A 20,097-nucleotide genomic window follows, 5' to 3' on the forward strand; every position below is an offset into this window, starting at 1 on the left:
GGATTCCTGACAATACGCGGTAAGGTGGTTAGTTGATAAAAAAGTCCACCAGCTCGCTCAAGGCCGACTTGTGGCTTCGGTAAAACTCGGTGTAGCCACACTCAATGCAGCTAACGGCAATGAAACGGCCAGGCTCCCGGCTAACCAGCCTGTCGGTGGTGGTATAGAGGCGGCTTGCTTCATAGGCGCCACAATCGCACTTGCAGCAGCGGTAATTGCCCTTTTGCTTGGCTGCGATGGCGTCTTTAATGGTTTGAAAACGCTCGGGAAAGCGCTCGCGGTTGATACTGGCGTAGGCTTCAAACAGCTCTTCAAGCTGGTAGCTGGCGTAGTCTGGCTCTGGGGTTTTCATGTACGGCTCCCTTGTACTTCGCTCATACCAGTCGCTTAGCGATGGGATGCTCGGGGTTTAACTGCAACAGATCCCACAGGTTGCCGTAGAGATCTTCAAATACCGCCACTGTGCCGTAGTCCTGCTCCTTGGGCTCACGCACAAAACGAATGCCAAGAGACAGCATGCGCCGGTAGTCGCGCCAAAAGTCGTCGGTATTTAAAAACAGAAACACCCGCCCCGCCGTTTGATTGCCCACCACCGCCAACTGCTCGGGTTTGGAAGCTTTGGCCAGCAGCAGCGTCACCCCATTGGAGCCTGGCGGCGCCACCACCACCCAGCGTTTATCCTGCTCGGGCTGGTAGGTGTCATCCAGCAGCTCGAAATTGAGCTTGTTGACGTAAAAATCGATGGCCTCGTCGTAGTCCTTCACCACCAACGAGATATAAGCAATGGCCTGTTTCATCGGGTACCCCATAGCCTCGGCAAAGCCTGGGATTGTACTGCGCTAAAGTCCCTGGCGAAATAAAGCGGCAAGCGCGCAAAAAATGGCCAGAAACCAGAGACACCGCGTACTCTCAATAGGTTGAGATGGTTAAAAGGAGTCATTTATGGCAAATCAGATTCACCTTGTGAGTGTGGTATCGGCGTTAGATACCTCACTCAACCTTTGATAAGCCCGGCTTTAATAGGGGCTCAGCGCCGAATCTAAGCGCTTGCACTTGCCAGCGGCTTAAGCCGAAAACCGAGACGCTCCACGCTTTAGCCAATAGCCCGCATAGGCGCCAATACCAGCCCAGTAGCACCCCACCAGCAATCCCACAAAACCACAAAACCGGCCAAGCTCGGCACCATCATAGGGCGTAGCAGAAAACCCATACCAGGCGCCAACTACGCCAATAGCCGTACCCAAAGCAGCCAGCAAAAGCCCGGCCAAAAATCCCATTTTCTGTTTCATAACACCTCCGTGTTGGTTTATCTCTGACGTTGCCAAAATGACTCAGCGCCCTGATGTTCGCTTTTAAGCCATCCACGCACCACCATTAATGCAAAGCCCAGTAAGTTAATGCCCTGCGATTTTCTGGTTCGGGAGTTCATTGTCATCCTGAACACCATGGTTAAAAGCGGCGAGAAATGGACTGAAAAAGGGGCTTAATTCATTGACAGAACGCCACGTCACTTGTTAGTTGCTATTTATGGCCTTGATAGAGCAATAACCTACGATTCTATTCACCTCACAAATATGCCAAGAAAATCCTGGAATAAATTTTCCAACATCTTGCTTGGGGACGATGAATCCTAATCTAGCCTCACAGCTATCACCTGGTTTAAGCCAATCACGATCAAGGAAATCTATTTGACCTATGAATGTATAAGAGCGTCCTGGGAGCCAGTGATTGGGGCGAATACCGCTGCCATACCCATCTCTCCCTCGCATACACTCCTTGTGCAATCCGACCTCAATTATTGCTTCAAGAGATACTGTTTCCACCTGACTCTCCGCGGCAACTAACGCCGCCAGCAGAGGCGCAGCTATGCTGCGTCCATTTGCCTGGCCTTGTTAGCATTTTTGGTTAAGTAAGCGAAGGTTCGATCCCCTCTTACAAAAGCTTCTGTAGAAAATCCATGCTTTCTAGAAAGGTTTTCTATAGTGGGCCTATCTATAATTCCGTAATACGAAGACCCTCGGCTGCCTTTGTACAAGAAGCCATGAAGGTGTGGCATACCCGTTTCGAATTTTTTAAAATAGCTACTACGATGCTGGTTTACAATCAAGGCTTTCCCAGAATCAGATAGCAGGCGGTAAATAATTGACATTGTAGAATTTAGCGTTTCTTCACAAGGGATAGCGGAAAGAACGTTGGAGCAAAAAATAAAGTCAAACTGATCTTTAACTTCTTGAATATCTTCAATCGCTACACACCTGCTTAAAGGGTAGTTCTTCGCCACATACTCTTGAACAGAACAGCGAATGCCTTTTATTACCTGCATTCGCTCTAGCTGAACTCTTGAATCAACAAAGAGAATATTTTGAGATAATCCAAAAAGGAAGTCGCTATAGCGCAATTTCCCACAACCAAAGTCTAGTATTTGCCCAGTCACTACTATCTCTTCTAGTTCTTCTATAACTTGGCTTGAGCCTTGAGTATGTGGCTTCGCAGCATTATGGCTTTTTATGCAATGCCCTTTAATTTTGTAGTGCATCAAACTGTTCCTTTATCTCTCTTTTTCTAGGAGCAGATTCTAGAATTACTTCCACCTCTTGAATTGTGTATTTTGAACATGATCCTTGAAGTACCTTCGAAAAGACGATAAGCCCAAGTCCAAAGTAGAAAACAACCAAGGCGTGTTCAAAAGCTTCCAAATACAAAAGAATGCAGAAAACACCAAACACGATGAATGATGATTCAATAATCATCCAGTACCAAGTCAGCTGATCTAGAACCATTTCTATTAAGTGTTTATCAACAACGGGATGTTCATCTCGACTCGAAGCGTATTTATAGAAAACTTTGGACATCAAACGACCTCGATTTGACATTACCACCTTCTTGTCTAGATCAGATTCGACAGCATTCTTTATTGGTTTTAGAACATACTCCCAGTCATAAAACGCACGAAGCCGAAAAGCGTCAGAAATTCTGTCATGTAACTTTATAATCCGAAATAAAATTGCCATTACCAGCGGCGGAACCAGAAATCCTACGGGTATTTTGAAACCTAAAACCGAGACATCGAGAGAGAAGCGAGATGCAATTTCATTTAGGGAGACAGATTGAGCACTAATAAAGTAAAACGCAATTAACCCAACAAAGAAGTTGGCGGTCGCAAGTTTATTCAGCATTGCTCCATACGTGTTTACTGTTTTAAAAAAATTTGTAAGCACTCAACCTCCCTTTCGTAATGCTAACAGTTTTATTAGCGAGCGCGCTCGCTTTCACTCATATGACCAGTTGGTATTACAAGCTTAACCTACTGATCCTCCTTTAGATCCTCTTATATAAGCCAAGAATGGCTCCACAAAACCGAGCGGTCTCGTTTTTATGCGAGACATGCGCTCGTTATCATCACATCGGATGAGAAATAACTTCCTCTACTTCAATGCATTAGAACTGGTCAAACCGGGAAAAACGAGCGTTCTTTATCGTCATAAATGGCCTGAAGCAGCTGGCCCAACAGATACACTGTGCATCCACACAGTTATTCGACCCGGCAGGTGAGGAGCATGGACGACCCGAATAACCCTTGCGATAAAAGAGCACACCGTCAAAGCAGAAACAGCACAAAACCATTTATTATCAAATGGATATGTGAAAAACAAAGGAAACAGAAGACACGCTACCGCCCGTGGAATCAGGTTATCCAAAGTCCCTTTATCGTTCTGAGTGATTACCCATCCTTGGTGGCTTGCTGCGCGAAGACCAGCTTCTTGCGTTCGCCTGCTTAAAACGGTTCACCGGGCCGTTTTCTTAATGCGCTCACTCCACCTCGCACGTCCTGTGTTACTCGGGCTATCCTGCCCTCGCCCTGCGGGCCGCCGTCACTGCCTTCCGACGTTCAAACCTTTTCCCGAAAGATTTGTCGCGTAATGCTGCGTAAAAGCAGTGCATGCCGAGCCCCGCAAAGACCTGGCCCCAAGCTGACACCAATATAAACAACATAACCCGTTGTTTCGTTATAAAAAAGCCCCTTTTCAGGGGCTTCGGTTACTCGACGCGAAGGACAGGGTAGCGAAGGTAGGCCTTGTCAAAGTAGGGGCTGCGCTCGTAGAACCAGCGAAGGCGAGCATCGGGGTCTTTGGCAAAAGTCGGGTCGGTAAGGGCTTTATCAAAGGCGGCTTTGATGGCCGGGTCGGTGAGCATTTTCTCGGCCATGGGCGCTATCACGTAGGGCTCCATGTATTCGGTGCGGCTAAAGACGGTGTTGAAAAAGCCCCACTGCAGGAAGCTGTCCGGCGCCTGGGGTTCGAGCAGCACCATGGCGAGGTTGCCTAAGGGCTGGTCGGTACTGATGCGCACCGAGCCTTTAGGGAGGGTGAGCGTGGCATCTTGCCAATGGCCCTGGGTGGTAACCCGAAAGTGGCCCTCGTAAGGCGCTTTGGCAAAATCGAAGCTGTCGATTTGGTATTGGCGGGCGCTGACCTCGGTGGCCTTGCTAAGGCGGGTCATCTCGATACCCTGCTGCTCAAGGCGCTTGATGACATCCTGCCACTGGGCCGGGATAAGGTAAGCGGCCGGGCGACTGGCGCTTACCACCGGTTTGTCCATGGGCCAGATGGGCACCTTTTTCCAGGTCATGGGCTCGCCGAGCCAGCGCACTTCTTCAGCGCCGGAGGCGGGGCTTTGGAAATGGCGGTATTTCACTCCGGGAATGTCGGTGGGCACCGCTTTGTCGCCCCGGCCAAAGGCGAGCGGCACAGAGGCGGGCCGGGCGGCGGCGTCTTCGCGGATGGCCGCCGCCAGGGCGTCGCCGTTTTCAGCCAGCAGCGACAAAGAACGCTCAATCAGCACATAGGTGCTCAGCACCCGGCGCTGATAGTTTTTCAGGCTGTGGTTTTCCACCAGCACCGTGGGCAAACCGCGAAGGGGGCCATAACCGTTGGAATAACGGGGTTCTGCCTGCCAGAGAATGGCGCCTTTTTGCGGGTGTTTACCATCTTGCAAAAAGAGAAAATTGCCGGGCTGGTGGCCGTATTGTTCCAGGGTTTTATAGAGCGCCGGCCGGTAATAGCCGGTCAGCCACTGGCTGATGTGAGGCGAATAGGTGGTGTTGATGGCCACCAGGCTGTCGTATTGCCAGTCTTCGCCGTCGGTGACATGCACGTCGATATAGAGGCTGGGCTTGACCTTGGCAATCAAGGCCACCATGGCCTGCATCTCGGGGGTGTCGAGCTTGGTGTAATCGCGATTGAGGTTGAGGTTACGGGCGTTAGTGCGCCAGCCCATGTTTTGGGGGCCGCGCTGATTGGGCCTGTTGTAGGGGCTGGCTCGCTCGTGGCCGTCGGCATTGAAGATAGGTACAAACACCAGATTGACCTTGTCCAGCAGCTCGCGGTGCTGGCCGTCGGCCCAGTCGCGAAGGAACATCAGCCCAGCGTCTTTGCCGTCAATCTCGCCGGCGTGAATGCCAGCTTGCACCAATAGCGTGGGTTTGCCATTGCCCGGTTTTCCCAGCGTTACCACCCAAAGCTCCCTGCCCTGCCCGGTTTTGCCGAAGGTCTTTAAAGACAGCTCCGGGTTATTGGCCGCCAGATCTTTTAGATAACTGACGGTTTGAGCGTAATTGGGGGTGGTTTTGAAATCGGCTTCTTCGACCGGGGTGGGGTCGGCCTTATTGATAAGGGCCAGGCTTTTGCCGTCAAAGGGCAAGTCCGGTGGCAAGGGCGCCGTCACCAAGGCGCTAAGCAGCAAGGGCAGTAGCATGATTTTTCTCCTTTCTTATCGCTTCTACCCAGTTTTCAACGGTACTGCAAGGCGGTCACGTTGGTTAGCCACCCCAATACCGCCAATAGTCTGTAAATCAGTGTGCCGAGATCTCAATGCGGTTGCTGGTCAAGCAATTTACCTTGTTGCCGGCTTTCCCCCGCTGACATAACTGTGCAGTAAGGTTGAGCTTACCTGTAGGATGGCCGTGAAAGGCCAGCAGTTCAGCAATAGAAAACACTTTCCCAACCACCCCCATAGGGGCCAACTGAACATGACTATCGAGGTCGCACCCTTCATTGAGCAGCACTTGAAAGGGATAACGGTGCCCCTCTGCGCTAGTGATATCAAAAGACAGCCCACCGACCGCCCCTCGACAAAAGTTCCGATTGAGCTCCGTGGTTTCAGGATTGTTGTTGAGCACCAGTACAAGTAACTGCGCAGCATCCAGCCGCAGAAGTTTGACCTCAACAATCGCTTGGCTGTGCACCTGGAAAGCGCACAACGCCAGCAGCACCACCAGACAGGCTTTTTTCATCCCTGCTAACCCATTGTTAAGTAAGCCTAAGTGGATAGCATACTTACTCAACCATGAAAACCAACCTGGCCCTAAGACCCATAAAAAAGGCCGGCTCAGGGCCGGCCAAACACGCACGAGTGTTTTTATAGCGCGGGCTTTTCCAAAGCCACTTTCATGGCTTTAAGGAAACGGGCGGCTTCGCCACCGGTGCAGGCCTGGTGATCCATGGTCAGCGACAGTGGCAGCATTTTGCGGGCCTGGGGCTCGCCGTTTTTCAGTACCAAAATTTCGTAGCTGCGCCCGGCACCGACAATGGCCACCTGGGGCGGCGTGATGATGGGGTTGGCGTAGCGCCCGGCAATGGCACCGAAGTTGGACAGGGTAATGGTGGCGCCTTTGAGCTCGTCCTGGGGTACCCGGCGGGCTTTAACGTCGCCAATCATGCGGTCAAGGCCACTGCGAATATCCGCCGGGCTGCGCTCGGCCACGTTTTTGAGCACCGGTACGTACAGGCCATGGGGGCTGTCTACCGCGATACCGATGTTTATCTCGCTAAAGAGGCGGCGACTGTAGCTCTTGGCATGGAAATGGGCGTTAAGGGCAGGCTCGGCCTGGCAGGCTTCGCTCATGGCCATGATAAGGCGCACCGTTGGGTCTTGGTCTTTGCCCCAAGCGGAGATGTCGGCGTCGTCCATCAAGGTAACCGGCACCACGGTTTCAAAGGCGTGGCGCATGGCATCGCTCATGGCGCGGCGGGCACCTTTGATTATCTCGTTGCGCCCGGCGCTGCTATCAGCCTCAAAGGCCTGCTGCACATCGGCATCAGTAATAAGCTCGCCGCTGCCCAGTAGCTCGATATCCACTCCCAATTGCTTGGCCAGCAAGCGGGTGGAAGGCAGCGCCTGTACCTTGGAATGGCCCACCCGGGTTTGGGTGTTGCCAGCAAAGAAGTGGTCGTCGCCACCCACGGCGGCGCTGTGGGAGACTTTGCCCACCACGGTGCCGGCGTCTTCTTCTTCGCCTTCAAAGCCCACCAGCGGCGAGCCGGTGTGGATGATGTCGCCCACTTCGCCAAACAACTTGGCCAGGGTGCCTTTGATGGGGGATGGCACATCCACCACCGCCTTGGCGGTTTCCATGGAGGCCAGCACCTGATCGACTTCCACTTCGTCGCCGACCTTTACATGCCATTCGACGATCTCCGCCTCGGGCAGCCCTTCGCCCAGATCCGGCAATTTGAAGTATTTCATGCACTGCGCTCCATGATTTTTTTCACTTCCAAGACCACGTCATCGGTGTGAATTTGGTAGTACTGTTCATTCTGGTAATACGGCATGGTTACGTCGTAACCCGCCACCCGGCCGATAGGCGCCTTGAGCTCGTAGAAGCATTGCTCCTGCACCTGAGTGGCTATTTCCGCCCCCACCCCAAAGCTCTTGGCCGCTTCATGGACGATGCAAAGCCGGCCGGTTTTGCGCACCGAGTTAACGATGGTGTCGATATCCAGCGGCTTGATGGTGGCCAAGTCAATCACCTCGGCATTGATGCCTTCGTCAGCAAGGCGGTCGGCCGCCAGCAGGGTCTCGTTCACCGACGCGCCCCAGCTCACCAGGGTGATGTCGCTGCCTTCTCGCAGGATAAAGGCCACGTCCAAAGGCAATGCCTGGCCGTCGTCCGCCACTTCATGGCGGTTGGTGCGGTAGATGCGCTTGGGTTCAAAAAACATCACCGGGTCGTTGCTGCGAATGGCGGCAAGCAGCAGCCCATAGGCCCGGGCCGGGCTGGAGGGGATCACCACCCTAAGGCCCGGGATATGGGCAAACAGGGCCTCGACGCTCTCGCTATGATGCTCCGGGGCATGAATAAAGCCGCCAAAAGGCGCGCGGTACACCAGCGGCAGGGTAATGCGGCCCCGGGTGCGTGAGCGCATGCGGGCGGCCTGGCAGATGATTTGCTCCATGGCCGGGAAGATAAAGCCCTGGAACTGAAACTCGGCCACCGGGCGCAGGCCCTGGGAGGCCATGCCGATGGTCAGGCCGCCAATCAGGCCTTCGGCAAGGGGGGTGTCCATTACCCGGCGAAAACCGAACTTGTCTTTAAGGCCCACGGTGGCGCGAAACACCCCGCCGTTGGTGCCGATGTCTTCGCCCAGGCAAACCACGTTTTCGTCGGCCGCCATTTCATGGTGCAGGGCCATATTGACTGCTTCGAGCAGGGTAACCTTAGCCATGCTCTCCTCCTGCCATACGCATGGCCTTTTCAATCAGCTGTTCGCGCTGGGACGCCAGCGGCTCGCTTAACGATTCAAAGTGATAATCGAACATGGCTTCCGGCGGCTCCTTGGCAGTGGCCAGGTATTGCTCTACCGCGGCCTGCACCTGCTGGTTGCATTCGCTTTGCCAGGCCAGCTCCTTGTCTTCGTTCCACACCCCCTGGTGATGCAGGTATTGGCGCAGCCGTTTAACCGGCTCACGCTTCCAGGCATCGTTCACCTCTTCGGCCGGGCGATAACGGGTGGCGTCGTCGGCGGTGGTGTGGTCAGAGAGGCGATAGGACACCGCTTCAATCAAGGTGGCGCCCTTGCCGCTGCGGGCCCGCTCCAAGGCCTTTTTCATCACGTCGAACACGGCAATGATGTCGTTGCCGTCCACCTGCACGCCGGGAATACCGGCGCCCACGGCTTTTTGAGCCAAGGTAGGGGCGCCGCACTGGATGGCGCGGGGCACCGAGATGGCCCACTGGTTGTTGTTGATGACAAAGACGCAAGGCAATTGCCAGGCACCGGCGCAGTTGATGGCTTCAAGGAAATCGCCTTTGGAGGTACCGCCATCACCGATGGAGGTCACCGCCACCCGCCGCTCACCGCGCAGCTTAAAGGCCGCGGCAATGCCGGCGGCATGGGTGCACTGGGTCGCGATGGGTACGCAGATAGGAAAATCTTCAGAAAGCGCGCCATCCGGGCGGTTGAAATAGCTGCCCCGCTCGCTGCCGCCCCAATAGAGCAGGTTATGGGCCATGGAGGCGCCCCGCATCATCATGGTGGGCATGTCGCGGTAATAAGGTACGTAGACATCGTCAACGGCCATGGCAGAGCCTACGCCGATGCCGACGGCCTCCGCCCCCAGGTGGGACGGATAGGTGCCCATCTGCCCGGTACGCTGCAGGGCGATGGCTTTTTTATCGTAGGTGCGCACCAGCACCATGTTCTTGTAGAAGTTGATGAGCAGATCCAAGTCATCCGCCCAAGCGGGCAGCGGCTGAACCACATTGCCTTCGTCATCCAGGTATTGGACCTGGGTAACGGCCGACTTTGATGTAAAGGTCATACAAAAACCTTCTGTTTTTTTTGATCCGGGGTATCCGGATCTCCCCCAATCGGATTTATGCGCAGACTTTACCTTTACGTAAACGTCGTTTCAACACGCCTGGCCGCAAAAATCCCATTCCATAAAAAAGCCCCGTGTAGACGGGGCTTTACAGTTCAGTCCAGTTGCGTCCTGGCCACCAGCAGGCAGGCCCTCTGCCCCACTGCCACCTTGGCATTGGGGAAGATCACCGCCTCGGCGTCCAGCTCGACCCTGTGTTCAATAGCACCGTCGGTTGCCAGCAGGTGGCCTTTGGGATAGCTGGTGAAATTCTCCACGTCTTCGCCAAAGGTAAAGGCAAAGCTGTCGCTTTGCTTGTTGATCACCCGGCTGATCCGGTACAGGTTAAGCCGACTTTCGTCATAGGCTGGCAGGACCAGCTCGCGCTGGCTGACCAACTTGGCCAGGGTGTCGGCAGTGGCTTTAAAACGGCTCATGTCGTTCTGGCCAAAGGGGCGCACCTTGCCAAGCTCCACGGTAAAGCCGTGAGCGGCAAATTCGTTGGTGGAGAAATAGCTAAAGGTGGTGGTGGGGTCGTCCGACAGCAGCACCGTGTCCACCCCGCACTCGGCCAGGAACATCACCTGCTCTTTGCTGCGCGGTTTGCCGTGCAAGAAGGGGTAAACCACAAACTTCTCGTGCTGTGAGCCACGAATGGCGGTGTGCAGATCGTAATGGAGGCGCAGGGCTTCCTGGCGGCCTGCATCAGGGCGCTCGTGATAAAAACGGGCCACGGCCGCTTCCAGGGCCTTGGCTCTTTCCCGCTCGGCGTTCTGGCCATCCCCCTTACTGTGGGCGCCGCTAAAGAGGCGGTTGAGGTTTTCTTCGATTTCGCGCTTGCCGGCATTAATGGCCGGCGGGTTGCCAATCAGCAGCAGCAGGCGATGGGCGAGCGGCAGGCTGCCGTCCAGCACCGCTTTGGCCAAGTCGCGCACAATCTCGATAGGGGCGGTTTCATTGCCGTGTACCCCGCACGACAGCACGATGTCTTTATTGCCGGGGTTGGCTGGGGTCAGACAGAGGATGCCGGTGTCCCACAGCGCTACCTCAATGCCGGTATCGGTGGTAAAGGCGGCAGGGGCGGCGCCATGGGGGTTGGCCAGGGTAAAGGCCAGAAAGTCGTTGTCTTTAAACATGCTGACTCCCAAAAAACACTTAGAGAATAAGAAAAAAGCGCCCTGGGGCGCTTTTTTGATTAAGGGCGTGGCCCTTTTTATCACGCATCTGCCAGCCAGTTGGCTAATAGCACTTGTGCATCCTTAATGATGCTTTCAAGGTGCGCCTGGCTCTTAAAGCTCTCGGCATAGACCTTGTAGATAGGCTCGGTGCCAGAGGGGCGCGCGGCAAACCAGCCGTTGGCGGTGACCACCTTGATACCACCGATGGCGGCATCGTTACCCGGAGCGCGGATAAAGGCGTCGGTGATGTCGTCACCGGCGAGGGTGCCGCTGGCCACATCGGCGCTCAGCCGGGCAAAACCGGCCTTGAGCTCTTCTGTTACCGGGGCATCGATGCGCTGGTACCAGGTGGGGCCGAAGCGCGCTTCCACCAGCTCTTTGTAGTACTGGCTGGGGCTCTTGCCGGTGACCGCCTGAATCTCCGCCGCCAGCAGGCACATGATGATGCCGTCTTTGTCGGTGCTCCAGGGTTTGCCGTCTTTGGTGACAAAGGTGCCGCCAGCGGACTCTTCACCGCCGAAGATAAGCTTGCCGTTAAAGAGGCCATCGACAAACCATTTCACCCCCACCGGGGTTTCCATGAAATGGCGGCCGGCAGCGCGGGTGACCCGGCCCACCTGGGCACTGGTAACCACTGTGGTGCCCACGCCCAGGGTTTTGGGCAGCTCGGGGCGGTGGTTAATCAGGTAATCCACCACCACCGCCAGATAACGGTTGCAGTTAAGGAGGCCTGCATCGGGGGTGACAATGCCGTGGCGGTCGCCGTCGGTGTCGTTACCCAGCGCCAGATCAAACTGGTCTTTCACGGCAATCAGCCCGGCCATGGCGTAGGGGCTGGAGCAGTCCATACGGATTTTGCCGTCGTGGTCGCAAGGGATAAAGCCAAAGCGGCTGTCGACTTGCTCTTCGACCAGGGTGATATCCAGGCCCCAGTGCTCACGGATGGCGCGCCAATAATCGATGGCGGCGCCGCCCATGGGGTGCACGCCAAGGCGCAGCCCGGCTTTTTTGATGGCTTCAATGTCTACCACCTGGTCCAGGCGCTGCACATAATCGGCCATGAAGTCGAAACGCTGGGCATGGGGGCTGGCAATGGCACGTTCGAAGCTCAGCGTCTGCACGCCTTCGAGCTTGGCTTCTAAGTAGTTATTGGCGCGAGACTGGATCACCTTGGTGACGTTGGTGTCGGCCGGGCCGCCATCAGGCGGGTTGTACTTGATGCCACCGTCTTCCGGCGGGTTATGGGAAGGGGTCAGGATCAGGCCGTCAGCATTGCCCTCGTGGGCCAAAATAGCGTGGGAGACCGCCGGGGTCGGGGTCATCTGCCGGTCTTCAAAACGCACGTTGACCGCATTGGCCACCAGTACCCTAAGCACGGTGGCAAAAGCCGGGTAAGACAAGGCGTGGGAGTCAAAGCCCAGGTACAGCGGGCCGGTGATGCCCTGCTCTTTGCGATGGTCGGCCACCGCCTGGGCCACGGCCAGCAGGTGCGCTTCGTTAAAGGCCTTGCCAAGGCTTGAGCCGCGGTGGCCCGAGGTGCCAAAGCTGACCCGCTGGGCAGGCACGGTAACGTCGGGCTTTAAGGTGAAAAAGGCGGTAACCAGCTCACTTGGGTCAATCAGGCTATCGGCTGCCGGCTTCTTGCCGGCATTGGGGTGTAACGGCATTCCTCTCTCCCTAGATCTTCTCGACAAAGTGGCTAACAGCTTCCTCGTCGTAACCTAACTCCGCCATGACTTGGGCGACGATAGCGCGCTTTTTCTCGGTGTTGTTGTTGGTAACCACCCAATAAGGGCTGCCGGTAATGGCCTTGGGATTGGTGGACTTACCGGCCTGGTTGAGCGCGTCGCTGCTGGTGGCAAAGTAGAGGCGGTCGCGGCCACGGATGTTAAGCACCACCTTGAAGGCGTCGCCATGGCGCTGGTAAAGCTCGGTGAGCGAGCCGATAAAACGGCCCACGGCGCTGTTGGCATCAATGGGCGTCAGCGGGGCCTTGGGGGCAGCAGCGGCAGTCGTTGCAGCAGCGGGCGCAGCAGGTGTAGGCTCGGCGGCTGGGGCTTCTTCGCTTACTTGGGCGGCCTCGATGGGGGCAAAACCCAGCAGGCGGCGCAAAATCTCGGAGGCGTTCTCGCCAATATTTTGGGTGTTGGACGCAATGTAATGGTACAGGTCGTCATCGACTTCGATGGTTTTCATGCCTTATCTCAAGGTCTTGTTCAACTCTCTGGCGATTATACATAGGCCGAGGTGATTTGCATGCCTGCCTCGTCCTTTGCAAAATAGGCCCCCCAACACGGAGGCAGTCATGCTCAATTACCAGCAACGGGGCCAGGGCCCGGATGTGATTTTAATTCACGGCCTGTTCGGCTCACTCGACAACCTGGGTAACCTCGCCCGCAGCCTGGAAGATGCCTTTACCGTTACCAGTGTGGATTTGCGCAACCACGGCAAGTCTTTTCACTCCGGCGACACCAGCCTTGGCGCCATGGCCGGCGACATCAACGAGCTGATGACCAGCCTCGGCATCCACAAAGCCCATCTGGTGGGCCACTCCCTGGGCGGCAAGGTGGCCATGGAGTTTGCCCTTAACTACGGGCACAAGGTCGACAAACTGGTGCTAGCCGACATTGCCCCCGTGACCTACACCCACCGCCACCACGACAACGTCTTTAACGCCCTTACCCAGGTGGACATCAGCCAGATGGCAAGCCGCAAAGAGGTAGAAGAAGCGGTTGGCGCTTATATCCTCGACCAGGGCACCCGGCTTTTTATCCTCAAAAACCTGGTCAAAACCGACACCGGCTTTAGCTGGCGCCTGAACGTGCCGGTACTGGCCGGCAAGTACGAGGAGCTCCTCAAAGCCCCTGAAGGCACGCCTTTTACCGGCCCGGCGCTCTTTATCAAAGGCGGCGAGTCGCCTTATCTGACCGAAGCCCACAGCCAGGCGGTGGCGGCGCGCTTTCCCAAGGCCCAGCTCAAGGTGATAAGCGGCACCGGCCACTGGCTCCATGCCGAGAAACCGGCGGTGTTTAACAAGCTGGTCAGGGACTTTTTGAGCTGAGTGCTCCCCTTGGGTATAATCCGCGCGTTTCTTGTAAGGGCAACGGCCGCCGATGCTGGACAAGCACCACGACACCCTGGGGTCTTTGGGCCTCAACCTGTTTTTTCTGTTTATCGTCATTGCCCTTGGCCTGGCCATCAACGACGTGCTGAAAAAGAGCCAGGTAACGGCCGCCTGGCGATTCGTGGTCTGGCTGGCGATACTGGGCGCCGTGGGTTTTGCCTTTAAAACACTCATCTGGGAAAGTTCAGGTATTGGTTAATGGCCAAAGAGAGTACCGACAGAATCACCATTGACCTGTTTGCCGAGGAAAAACGCCGGGGGCGTCCGAAAACCAATCCCCTCCCGCGTCAGGTACAACTGAAGGTCAACAAACGCAATCAGATAAAAAGAGACAAACAAAAGGGCCTCAAAAGAGTCGAACTCAAGGTAGATTCGGACCTCTTCGATACCCTGAATGATTTGGCCAAAGCGCAGAGCATGAGTCGAAGCGAACTGATCGAAAGCATATTGAAAGCCGGTGTCGAGCAGCTCGACACCACCAACAGCGAGAGGAATTGAGTCGAATGGCATCTGTAGGTCTGTTTTTCGGCAGCGATACCGGCAACACCGAAGCCGTAGCCAAGATGATCCAGAAACAGCTGGGCACCCACATGGTCGAGGTCCACGACATCGCCAAGTCCAGCAAGGAAGACATTGAGAACTTCAGCCTGCTGCTGCTGGGTATCCCCACCTGGTACTACGGTGAATCCCAGTGCGACTGGGACGACTTCTTCCCTACCCTGGAAGAGATCGACTTCACCGACAAGCTGGTGGCCATCTTCGGTTGCGGCGATCAGGAAGACTATGCCGAGTACTTCCTGGACGCCATGGGCACCCTGCGCGATATCGTTGAAGCCAAGGGTGGCATCATCATCGGCCACTGGCCTACCGAAGGGTACAACTACGTGGCCTCCAAGGCGCTGGTAGACGACAACCATTTCGTTGGCCTTGGTATCGACGAAGACCGCCAGCCCGAACTCACCGCCGAGCGGGTGGAAAAATGGGTCAAGCAGGTCTTTGACGAGATGTGCCTGGCAGAGCTGGAAGATTGAAAAAAGCCCCTCACCGAGGGGCTTTTTTATAGCTCGGGCCGGTAGTGACGCTTGAGGCGGATATAAAGCGTGCGCTCAACGCGGGCCACCAAATCGCCCTGGTTGTCCTTGATGTCGGTCACCACCTCGGGCAGGTACTTCTCGCCAGTGGCGGTGGCCTGCTCAATGTCTCGCAACAGACCTTCGGTGACATGAAACTCGGCTACCACCTTGCCTGAACCCGGCTTTTCAAAGTGCACCTTGGCGCTTCTGTCCCACACGTGAAAGCGCTTGCCCACGAGCCCCATCAGCATCAACGAATAGATAGGGTCGGTCATGGCAAACAGGCTGCCGCCAAACTGGGTACCGTTGACATTTTTGGTCCAGGGGCGGTTTTTCAGCTCCACCCGGCAATAGCGAAAATCTGCCGATAACTCGGCAACACGAATGCCGGTGAATAAAAACGGCGGCCACAAATTAAGCAGGGGCCGGATCCGCGTTCCTTTTTTAAACAACCACGATTTCATTGTTCACCTAATCGATAAAATCGAAACAATACTGCTATCATGCCTCTGGAAAAGCGAAGCCCACTTGGGTACCTTTCTCCTGATAACTAACGCGGGCTTGCCCGCCCCGACACTAAAAACAGGACCATCCATGGCGGACGAGAATCAAGCGCTCAGAGACGCTGGCCTTAAGGTCACCCTGCCCCGAGTCAAGATCCTTGAATTGTTGCAGCAGCCCGACTTCCAGCACATCAGTGCCGAGGATCTCTACAAAAAGCTCATCGAGCTGGGTGAAGAGATTGGCCTTGCCACCGTCTACCGGGTGCTGAACCAGTTTGATGATGCCGGCATCGTGACCCGCCATCATTTCGAAGGCGGCAAGTCCGTGTTCGAGCTGTCCCAAAAGCACCACCACGACCACCTGGTGTGCCTCAAGTGCGGCCTGGTAGTGGAATTCATGGACGATGTCATCGAGCAGCGCCAAAAGGCTGTTGCCAAAGACAACAAGGTCAAACTGATGCACCACAGTTTGTACCTGTACGGCGAGTGTGAAGACACTGTCGCCTGTGACAAACGCCGCCGCGGCGAAGAGTAAACAAGGCCAGGTTCTCCTGGCCTTTTTCTTTTAAAGCCTTGCCGCCAGCTCCGCGCCCTGGCGAATAGCCCGCTTGGCATCAAGCTCTGCCGCAACGAAGGCGCCGCCGATAAGGTGCGCGTTAACCCCCGCCTCACTCAATGCCTGCCAAAGCCCTTTGTTGGGCTCCTGGCCGGCGCAGATGATGACGTTGTCCACGTCCAGCACCAGGGTCTGTTCACCTTTGCTGATATGCAGACCGCTATCGTCGATGCGCTGGTAGTTGACCCCCGGCCACATCTTGACCCCAAAGTCGCTGAGCGTCTGGCGGTGCACCCAGCCGGAGGTTTTACCCAGCCCCTTGCCGACTTTGCTGTCTTTGCGTTGCAGCAGCCAAATCTCGCGGGCAGCCGCCGCCTTGTGGCCCTTATCGAGGCCACCAGCGTTATTGATGGTTTTGTCCACGCCCCAGTGGACCAGCCAGCGGTCTTTATCGAGACTGACCGAACGGCCAGGCTCGGCCAGGAACTCGGCGACATCAAAACCGATACCACCGGCACCGATAATGGCCACCTTGTCGCCCACCGGCTTGTTGTCCCGCAGCACATCAAGGTAGCTCAGCACCTTGGGATGGCTGACCCCGTCAATGGCCGGGGTGCGGGGGCTGATGCCGGTGGCTATTACCAGTTCGTCAAAGCCCTCGCCCTTGAGGCTATCAACGCTTTGCATGGCATTGAGGCGCACCTCGACGCCAAGGTCGCTCAGGCGGTTTTTAAAGTAGCGCAGGGTCTCATAGAACTCTTCTTTACCCGGAATGCGCTTGGCGTAGTTGAACTGGCCGCCCAGTTCGCCAGCACCGTCCATCAGCACCACCTTGTGGCCCTTTTCGGCGGCGTAGCAGGCAAAGGCCATACCGGCCGGGCCTGCCCCCACCACGCCGATGCGCTTGGGGCTGGCAACGGTTTTAAAAATCAGCTCGGTCTCATAGCAGGCCTGGGGGTTAACCAGGCAGCTGGCGCGTTTTTGCTCAAACACATGATCAAGGCAGGCCTGGTTACAGGCGATACAGGTGTTGATGCGATCGGCACGGCCAGCGGCGGCCTTGTTGACAAACTCGGGGTCGGCCAGCAGCGGCCGGGCCATGGACACCATGTCCGCTTCGCCAGCGGCGAGGATGGCCTCGGCGACATCCGGGGTGTTGATGCGGTTGGTGGTGATTAGCGGGATGCCAAGGCCTTCTTTTTTCATCTTGGCGGTGACCCAGGAAAAGGCGGCGCGCGGCACCGAAGTAACGATGGTGGGGATGCGCGCTTCGTGCCAGCCGATACCGGTGTTAATCAAGCTCACCCCGGCCTTTTCCAGCTCTCGGGCCAGATACACCGCGTCATCCCAGCCCATGCCCTCTTCCACCAATTCGAGCATGGACAGGCGGAAGATGATGATGAAATCGCTGCCTACCCGCTCGCGGATGGCGCGGATGATGGCCAGGGCAAAGCGGGCCCGGTTTTCGATGCTGCCGCCCCAGGCGTCGGTGCGCTTGTTGGTGCGAAGGGCCAGGAACTGGTTGATGAGGTAGCCCTCAGAGCCCATCACTTCAACGCCGTCGTAACCGGCCTTTTGGGCAAGGGCAGCGGTTTTGGCAAAGGCCTTGATGGTGCCCTTTATCTGCCGCTGTGACATGGCGCTGGGTTTGAACGGATTGATGGGCGCCTTTTTGGCGCTGGGGGCCAGGGAAAAGGGATGATAGGCGTAGCGGCCGGCGTGGAGGATTTGCAGGCAGATTTTACCGTCGGCCTGGTGCACCGCGTCGGTCACTACCTTGTGCTTTTTGGCTTGAAAACCAAAGGATAACTGGCTGCCAAAAGGCGCCAATCTGCCCCTGAAGGTGGGGGCAATGCCCCCGGTGACGATCAGCCCTACCCCGCCTTCGGCGCGGGCTTTATAAAAGGCGGCCATTTTATTGAAACCGTTCTTTTCTTCCTCAAGGCCGGTGTGCATGGAGCCCATCAACACCCGGTTCTTTAAGGTGGTGAAGCCCAAATCAAGAGGTTTCAACAAGTTAGGATATGCTGCACTCATCGCTCGACGGTTCCTTATCGTTTTGCTCAAGCGTACTCATCCGATGAGTTGGAATCAACAAACCGTTACAAATTCGGCTTCGCATTGGACAGTGATTCACTTAGCATGCGAAGTATCCCCCAATACAAGGAAGCATCCGAGATTATGCTGACCATGTTGAAGAAGGTTTTCTCCATTATCTGGAAGGCCCTGAACGGCCTGCGCCGCCTGGTGATGAGCCTTATCGTGCTGGTTCTGGTGGTGGTGCTGTTTAGCTCCATCGGTGAAGACAAAGGCCCTGAGGTGCCCAAGGGCGGCGCCTTGATGCTGAACCTTGACGGTGTGCTGGTTGAAAAGGCCAAAAACGTAGACCCGGTGAAAGCCGTGGTTCAGCAGATGCAAGGCTCAGAAGAGCCGCCGGAAATTCAGCTCTCAGACGTGTTGGATGTCATTCATAACGCCAAAGACGACAGCCGCATCAAGATGCTGGTGCTGCGCCTTGACGGCCTTTACACCACCAGCCCCGACAAGCTGATGACCATCGGCGATGCCATCGAAGACTTCAAAAAGAGCGGCAAGGAAGTGGTGGCCAAGGGCGATTACTACACCCAGGGCCAATACCTGCTGGCGGCCTACGCCGACAAGGTGTACCTCAACAAGGTGGGCTTTATGTCCATCGACGGTTTTGGCCGGTACCGCACCTACTACAAGTCGTTGCTGGACAAATTAAAAGTCACCACCCACGTGTTTCGGGTCGGGACCTTTAAATCCGCCGTTGAACCGTTCATCCGCGACGACATGTCAGAGCCCGCCAAAGACGCCAACCGCACCTTCCTGAACGCCTTGTGGCAGCAGTATCAGGACAAGGTCGTTGAGCTGCGCCACCTTAAACCCGGCGCCCTGGACGACATGCTCAACAACCTGCCTGACCGCTTTGAAGCCGCTGGCGCCGACTTTGCCCAGCTCGCCCTCAAAGAAGGCCTGGTGGACAAACTGATGTCCCGCGAGGAGATGGATCAGACCCTTATCGCCCAAGTGGGTGAAGACGACGACCACCACTATCGCCGCATCAGCTTTGACGATTATCTGTCCATCATCCATCCCAAGTTCCCGGCGCCTAAAAAAGGCCCGAAAGTCGGGGTGATCGTGGCTCAGGGTGAAATCGTTGATGGCGAGGCGCCGGTCAGCATGTCCGGTGGCGACTCCATTGCCGCCCTGCTGCGCCAGGCCCGTTTTGATAAAGACATCAAAGCGGTGGTACTGCGGGTCGATAGCCCCGGCGGCAGCGCCTTTGCCAGCGAGATCATCCGCCAGGAATTGCTGGAGCTGAAAAAGGCCGGCAAACCGGTGGTGGCCTCCATGGGCACCTATGCAGCTTCCGGTGGTTACTGGATCTCCGCCAGTGCCGATGAAATCGTGGCTCACCCCACTACCCTCACCGGCTCCATCGGCATCTTTGGCCTGCTGGCCACCTTTGAAAACAGCCTGGACGCCATCGGCGTGCACAGCGACGGTGTGGGTACCTCTGAGTACGCCGGTACCGACCTTACCCGGCCGCTGTCTGCCAACCTCAAGCGCATCATCCAGGCCAATGTCGAGAAGGGTTACGATCGCTTCCTGACCCTGGTGTCCGAGAGCCGCCACATGACCAAAGAGCAAGTGAACAAAATTGCTCAAGGCCATATCTGGATTGGCGCACAAGCCAAAGAGCTGGGTCTGGTGGACAAACTGGGTGACGAGAACCTCGCCATCAAGGACGCCGCCGCCCTCGCCGGCCTCAAGCACTACAGTGTTGAGCAGGTAGAACGGCCGCTGACTCCGCGCGAGCAGCTAGTTAAAGCCCTGTTTGGCGACGCCGCCCAACTGGCTGCCAGCGTGCAGACCCAGCAGTATCCTTGGCTCAGCAAACTGCTGGCGACCCTCGATACCGAGGTATCGCCCCTGGTGGACATGAAAGATCCCCAAGGCATGTACCTTTACTGCCGCGACTGCAACTTCCAGTAAGTCA

General features: G+C 56.2%; 21 protein-coding genes. 6 read left to right on the forward strand and 15 right to left on the reverse strand.

The window, feature by feature from the left end:
* Positions 1-28: 28 nt before the first annotated feature.
* From EDC28_RS03005 to EDC28_RS03065, 13 genes are all read right to left on the reverse strand, one after another.
* Complete coding sequence (locus EDC28_RS03005; protein ID WP_050660423.1) at positions 29-352, reverse strand: zinc ribbon domain-containing protein; 324 nt, start codon at positions 350-352, stop codon at positions 29-31.
* A 22-nt stretch (positions 353-374) separates the two neighbouring features.
* Positions 375-797 carry a VOC family protein gene (locus EDC28_RS03010; protein ID WP_050660422.1) on the reverse strand — a complete coding sequence of 141 codons (423 nt, stop codon included), beginning with the start codon at positions 795-797 and terminating at the stop codon, positions 375-377.
* Positions 798-1,064: 267 nt separating this feature from the next.
* Positions 1,065-1,289: a hypothetical protein gene (locus EDC28_RS03015; protein WP_123420631.1), complete on the reverse strand. Its 225-nt coding sequence runs from the start codon at positions 1,287-1,289 to the stop codon at positions 1,065-1,067.
* Between the two features lie 575 nt (positions 1,290-1,864).
* Complete coding sequence (locus tag EDC28_RS03020) at positions 1,865-2,536, reverse strand: methyltransferase domain-containing protein (protein WP_123420632.1); 672 nt, start codon at positions 2,534-2,536, stop codon at positions 1,865-1,867.
* A complete protein-coding gene (locus EDC28_RS03025; RefSeq protein WP_123420633.1) occupies positions 2,520-3,176 on the reverse strand; it encodes a hypothetical protein in 657 nt (218 codons plus the stop codon). Before EDC28_RS03025 ends, EDC28_RS03020 begins: the two co-directional genes overlap by 17 nt.
* An 862-nt stretch (positions 3,177-4,038) precedes the next feature.
* The gene (locus tag EDC28_RS03030) at positions 4,039-5,754 is read right to left on the reverse strand and encodes a M14 family metallopeptidase (RefSeq protein WP_123420634.1); all 1,716 of its coding nucleotides are present in this window, start codon (positions 5,752-5,754) and stop codon (positions 4,039-4,041) included.
* A gap of 97 nt (positions 5,755-5,851) precedes the next feature.
* A complete protein-coding gene (locus tag EDC28_RS03035) occupies positions 5,852-6,292 on the reverse strand; it encodes a hypothetical protein (protein WP_123420635.1) in 441 nt (146 codons plus the stop codon).
* Between the two features lie 125 nt (positions 6,293-6,417).
* Positions 6,418-7,524 (reverse strand): dihydrolipoamide acetyltransferase family protein, encoded by a 1,107-nt coding sequence (locus EDC28_RS03040; RefSeq protein WP_123420636.1) that lies wholly within the window; start codon positions 7,522-7,524, stop codon positions 6,418-6,420.
* Positions 7,521-8,504 carry an alpha-ketoacid dehydrogenase subunit beta gene (locus EDC28_RS03045; protein WP_050660414.1) on the reverse strand — a complete coding sequence of 328 codons (984 nt, stop codon included), beginning with the start codon at positions 8,502-8,504 and terminating at the stop codon, positions 7,521-7,523. Before EDC28_RS03045 ends, EDC28_RS03040 begins: the two co-directional genes overlap by 4 nt.
* Positions 8,497-9,600 (reverse strand): pyruvate dehydrogenase (acetyl-transferring) E1 component subunit alpha, encoded by a 1,104-nt coding sequence (gene pdhA, locus EDC28_RS03050; protein ID WP_050660413.1) that lies wholly within the window; start codon positions 9,598-9,600, stop codon positions 8,497-8,499. Before pdhA ends, EDC28_RS03045 begins: the two co-directional genes overlap by 8 nt.
* A gap of 155 nt (positions 9,601-9,755) precedes the next feature.
* Complete coding sequence (astE, locus tag EDC28_RS03055; protein ID WP_123420637.1) at positions 9,756-10,775, reverse strand: succinylglutamate desuccinylase; 1,020 nt, start codon at positions 10,773-10,775, stop codon at positions 9,756-9,758.
* A gap of 80 nt (positions 10,776-10,855) precedes the next feature.
* On the reverse strand, positions 10,856-12,484 hold the full coding sequence (gene pgm / locus EDC28_RS03060) for a phosphoglucomutase (alpha-D-glucose-1,6-bisphosphate-dependent) (RefSeq protein ID WP_123420638.1): 1,629 nt from the start codon (positions 12,482-12,484) through the stop codon (positions 10,856-10,858).
* Positions 12,485-12,494: 10 nt separating this feature from the next.
* Complete coding sequence (locus EDC28_RS03065; protein WP_123420639.1) at positions 12,495-13,013, reverse strand: replication initiation regulator SeqA; 519 nt, start codon at positions 13,011-13,013, stop codon at positions 12,495-12,497.
* A gap of 109 nt (positions 13,014-13,122) precedes the next feature.
* Between EDC28_RS03065 and EDC28_RS03070 the strand changes: the two genes are divergently transcribed.
* The 4 genes from EDC28_RS03070 to fldA are packed head-to-tail and all read left to right on the forward strand — an operon-like array spanning position 13,123 to position 14,972.
* Complete coding sequence (locus EDC28_RS03070; RefSeq protein WP_123420640.1) at positions 13,123-13,878, forward strand: alpha/beta fold hydrolase; 756 nt, start codon at positions 13,123-13,125, stop codon at positions 13,876-13,878.
* Between the two features lie 52 nt (positions 13,879-13,930).
* Complete coding sequence (locus EDC28_RS03075; RefSeq protein WP_050660409.1) at positions 13,931-14,140, forward strand: DUF2788 domain-containing protein; 210 nt, start codon at positions 13,931-13,933, stop codon at positions 14,138-14,140.
* Complete coding sequence (ybfE, locus tag EDC28_RS03080; protein WP_050660408.1) at positions 14,140-14,439, forward strand: LexA regulated protein; 300 nt, start codon at positions 14,140-14,142, stop codon at positions 14,437-14,439. Before EDC28_RS03075 ends, ybfE begins: the two co-directional genes overlap by 1 nt.
* 5 nt (positions 14,440-14,444) lie before the next feature.
* Complete coding sequence (gene fldA, locus EDC28_RS03085) at positions 14,445-14,972, forward strand: flavodoxin FldA (RefSeq protein WP_050660407.1); 528 nt, start codon at positions 14,445-14,447, stop codon at positions 14,970-14,972.
* 26 nt (positions 14,973-14,998) lie between these two features.
* On the opposite strand, the gene EDC28_RS03090 is transcribed toward fldA, so the two are convergent.
* The gene (locus tag EDC28_RS03090) at positions 14,999-15,478 is read right to left on the reverse strand and encodes a DUF4442 domain-containing protein (protein ID WP_123420641.1); all 480 of its coding nucleotides are present in this window, start codon (positions 15,476-15,478) and stop codon (positions 14,999-15,001) included.
* A 130-nt stretch (positions 15,479-15,608) separates the two neighbouring features.
* On the opposite strand from EDC28_RS03090, the gene fur reads away from it, so the two are divergent.
* Positions 15,609-16,052, forward strand: coding sequence for a ferric iron uptake transcriptional regulator (fur, locus tag EDC28_RS03095; protein ID WP_050660405.1), 444 nt, complete (start codon positions 15,609-15,611; stop codon positions 16,050-16,052).
* Between the two features lie 30 nt (positions 16,053-16,082).
* Here the strand turns inward: fur and EDC28_RS03100 are convergent, their stop codons facing one another.
* Positions 16,083-18,110 carry an oxidoreductase gene (locus EDC28_RS03100; RefSeq protein ID WP_123420642.1) on the reverse strand — a complete coding sequence of 676 codons (2,028 nt, stop codon included), beginning with the start codon at positions 18,108-18,110 and terminating at the stop codon, positions 16,083-16,085.
* Positions 18,111-18,254: 144 nt separating this feature from the next.
* On the opposite strand from EDC28_RS03100, the gene sppA reads away from it, so the two are divergent.
* Positions 18,255-20,093: a signal peptide peptidase SppA gene (sppA, locus tag EDC28_RS03105; RefSeq protein WP_050660403.1), complete on the forward strand. Its 1,839-nt coding sequence runs from the start codon at positions 18,255-18,257 to the stop codon at positions 20,091-20,093.
* Positions 20,094-20,097 lie beyond the last annotated feature (4 nt).

It is taken from the genome of Gallaecimonas pentaromativorans, assembly GCF_003751625.1.
In the GTDB taxonomy this organism is placed as follows: Bacteria; Pseudomonadota; Gammaproteobacteria; order Enterobacterales; family Gallaecimonadaceae; genus Gallaecimonas; species Gallaecimonas pentaromativorans.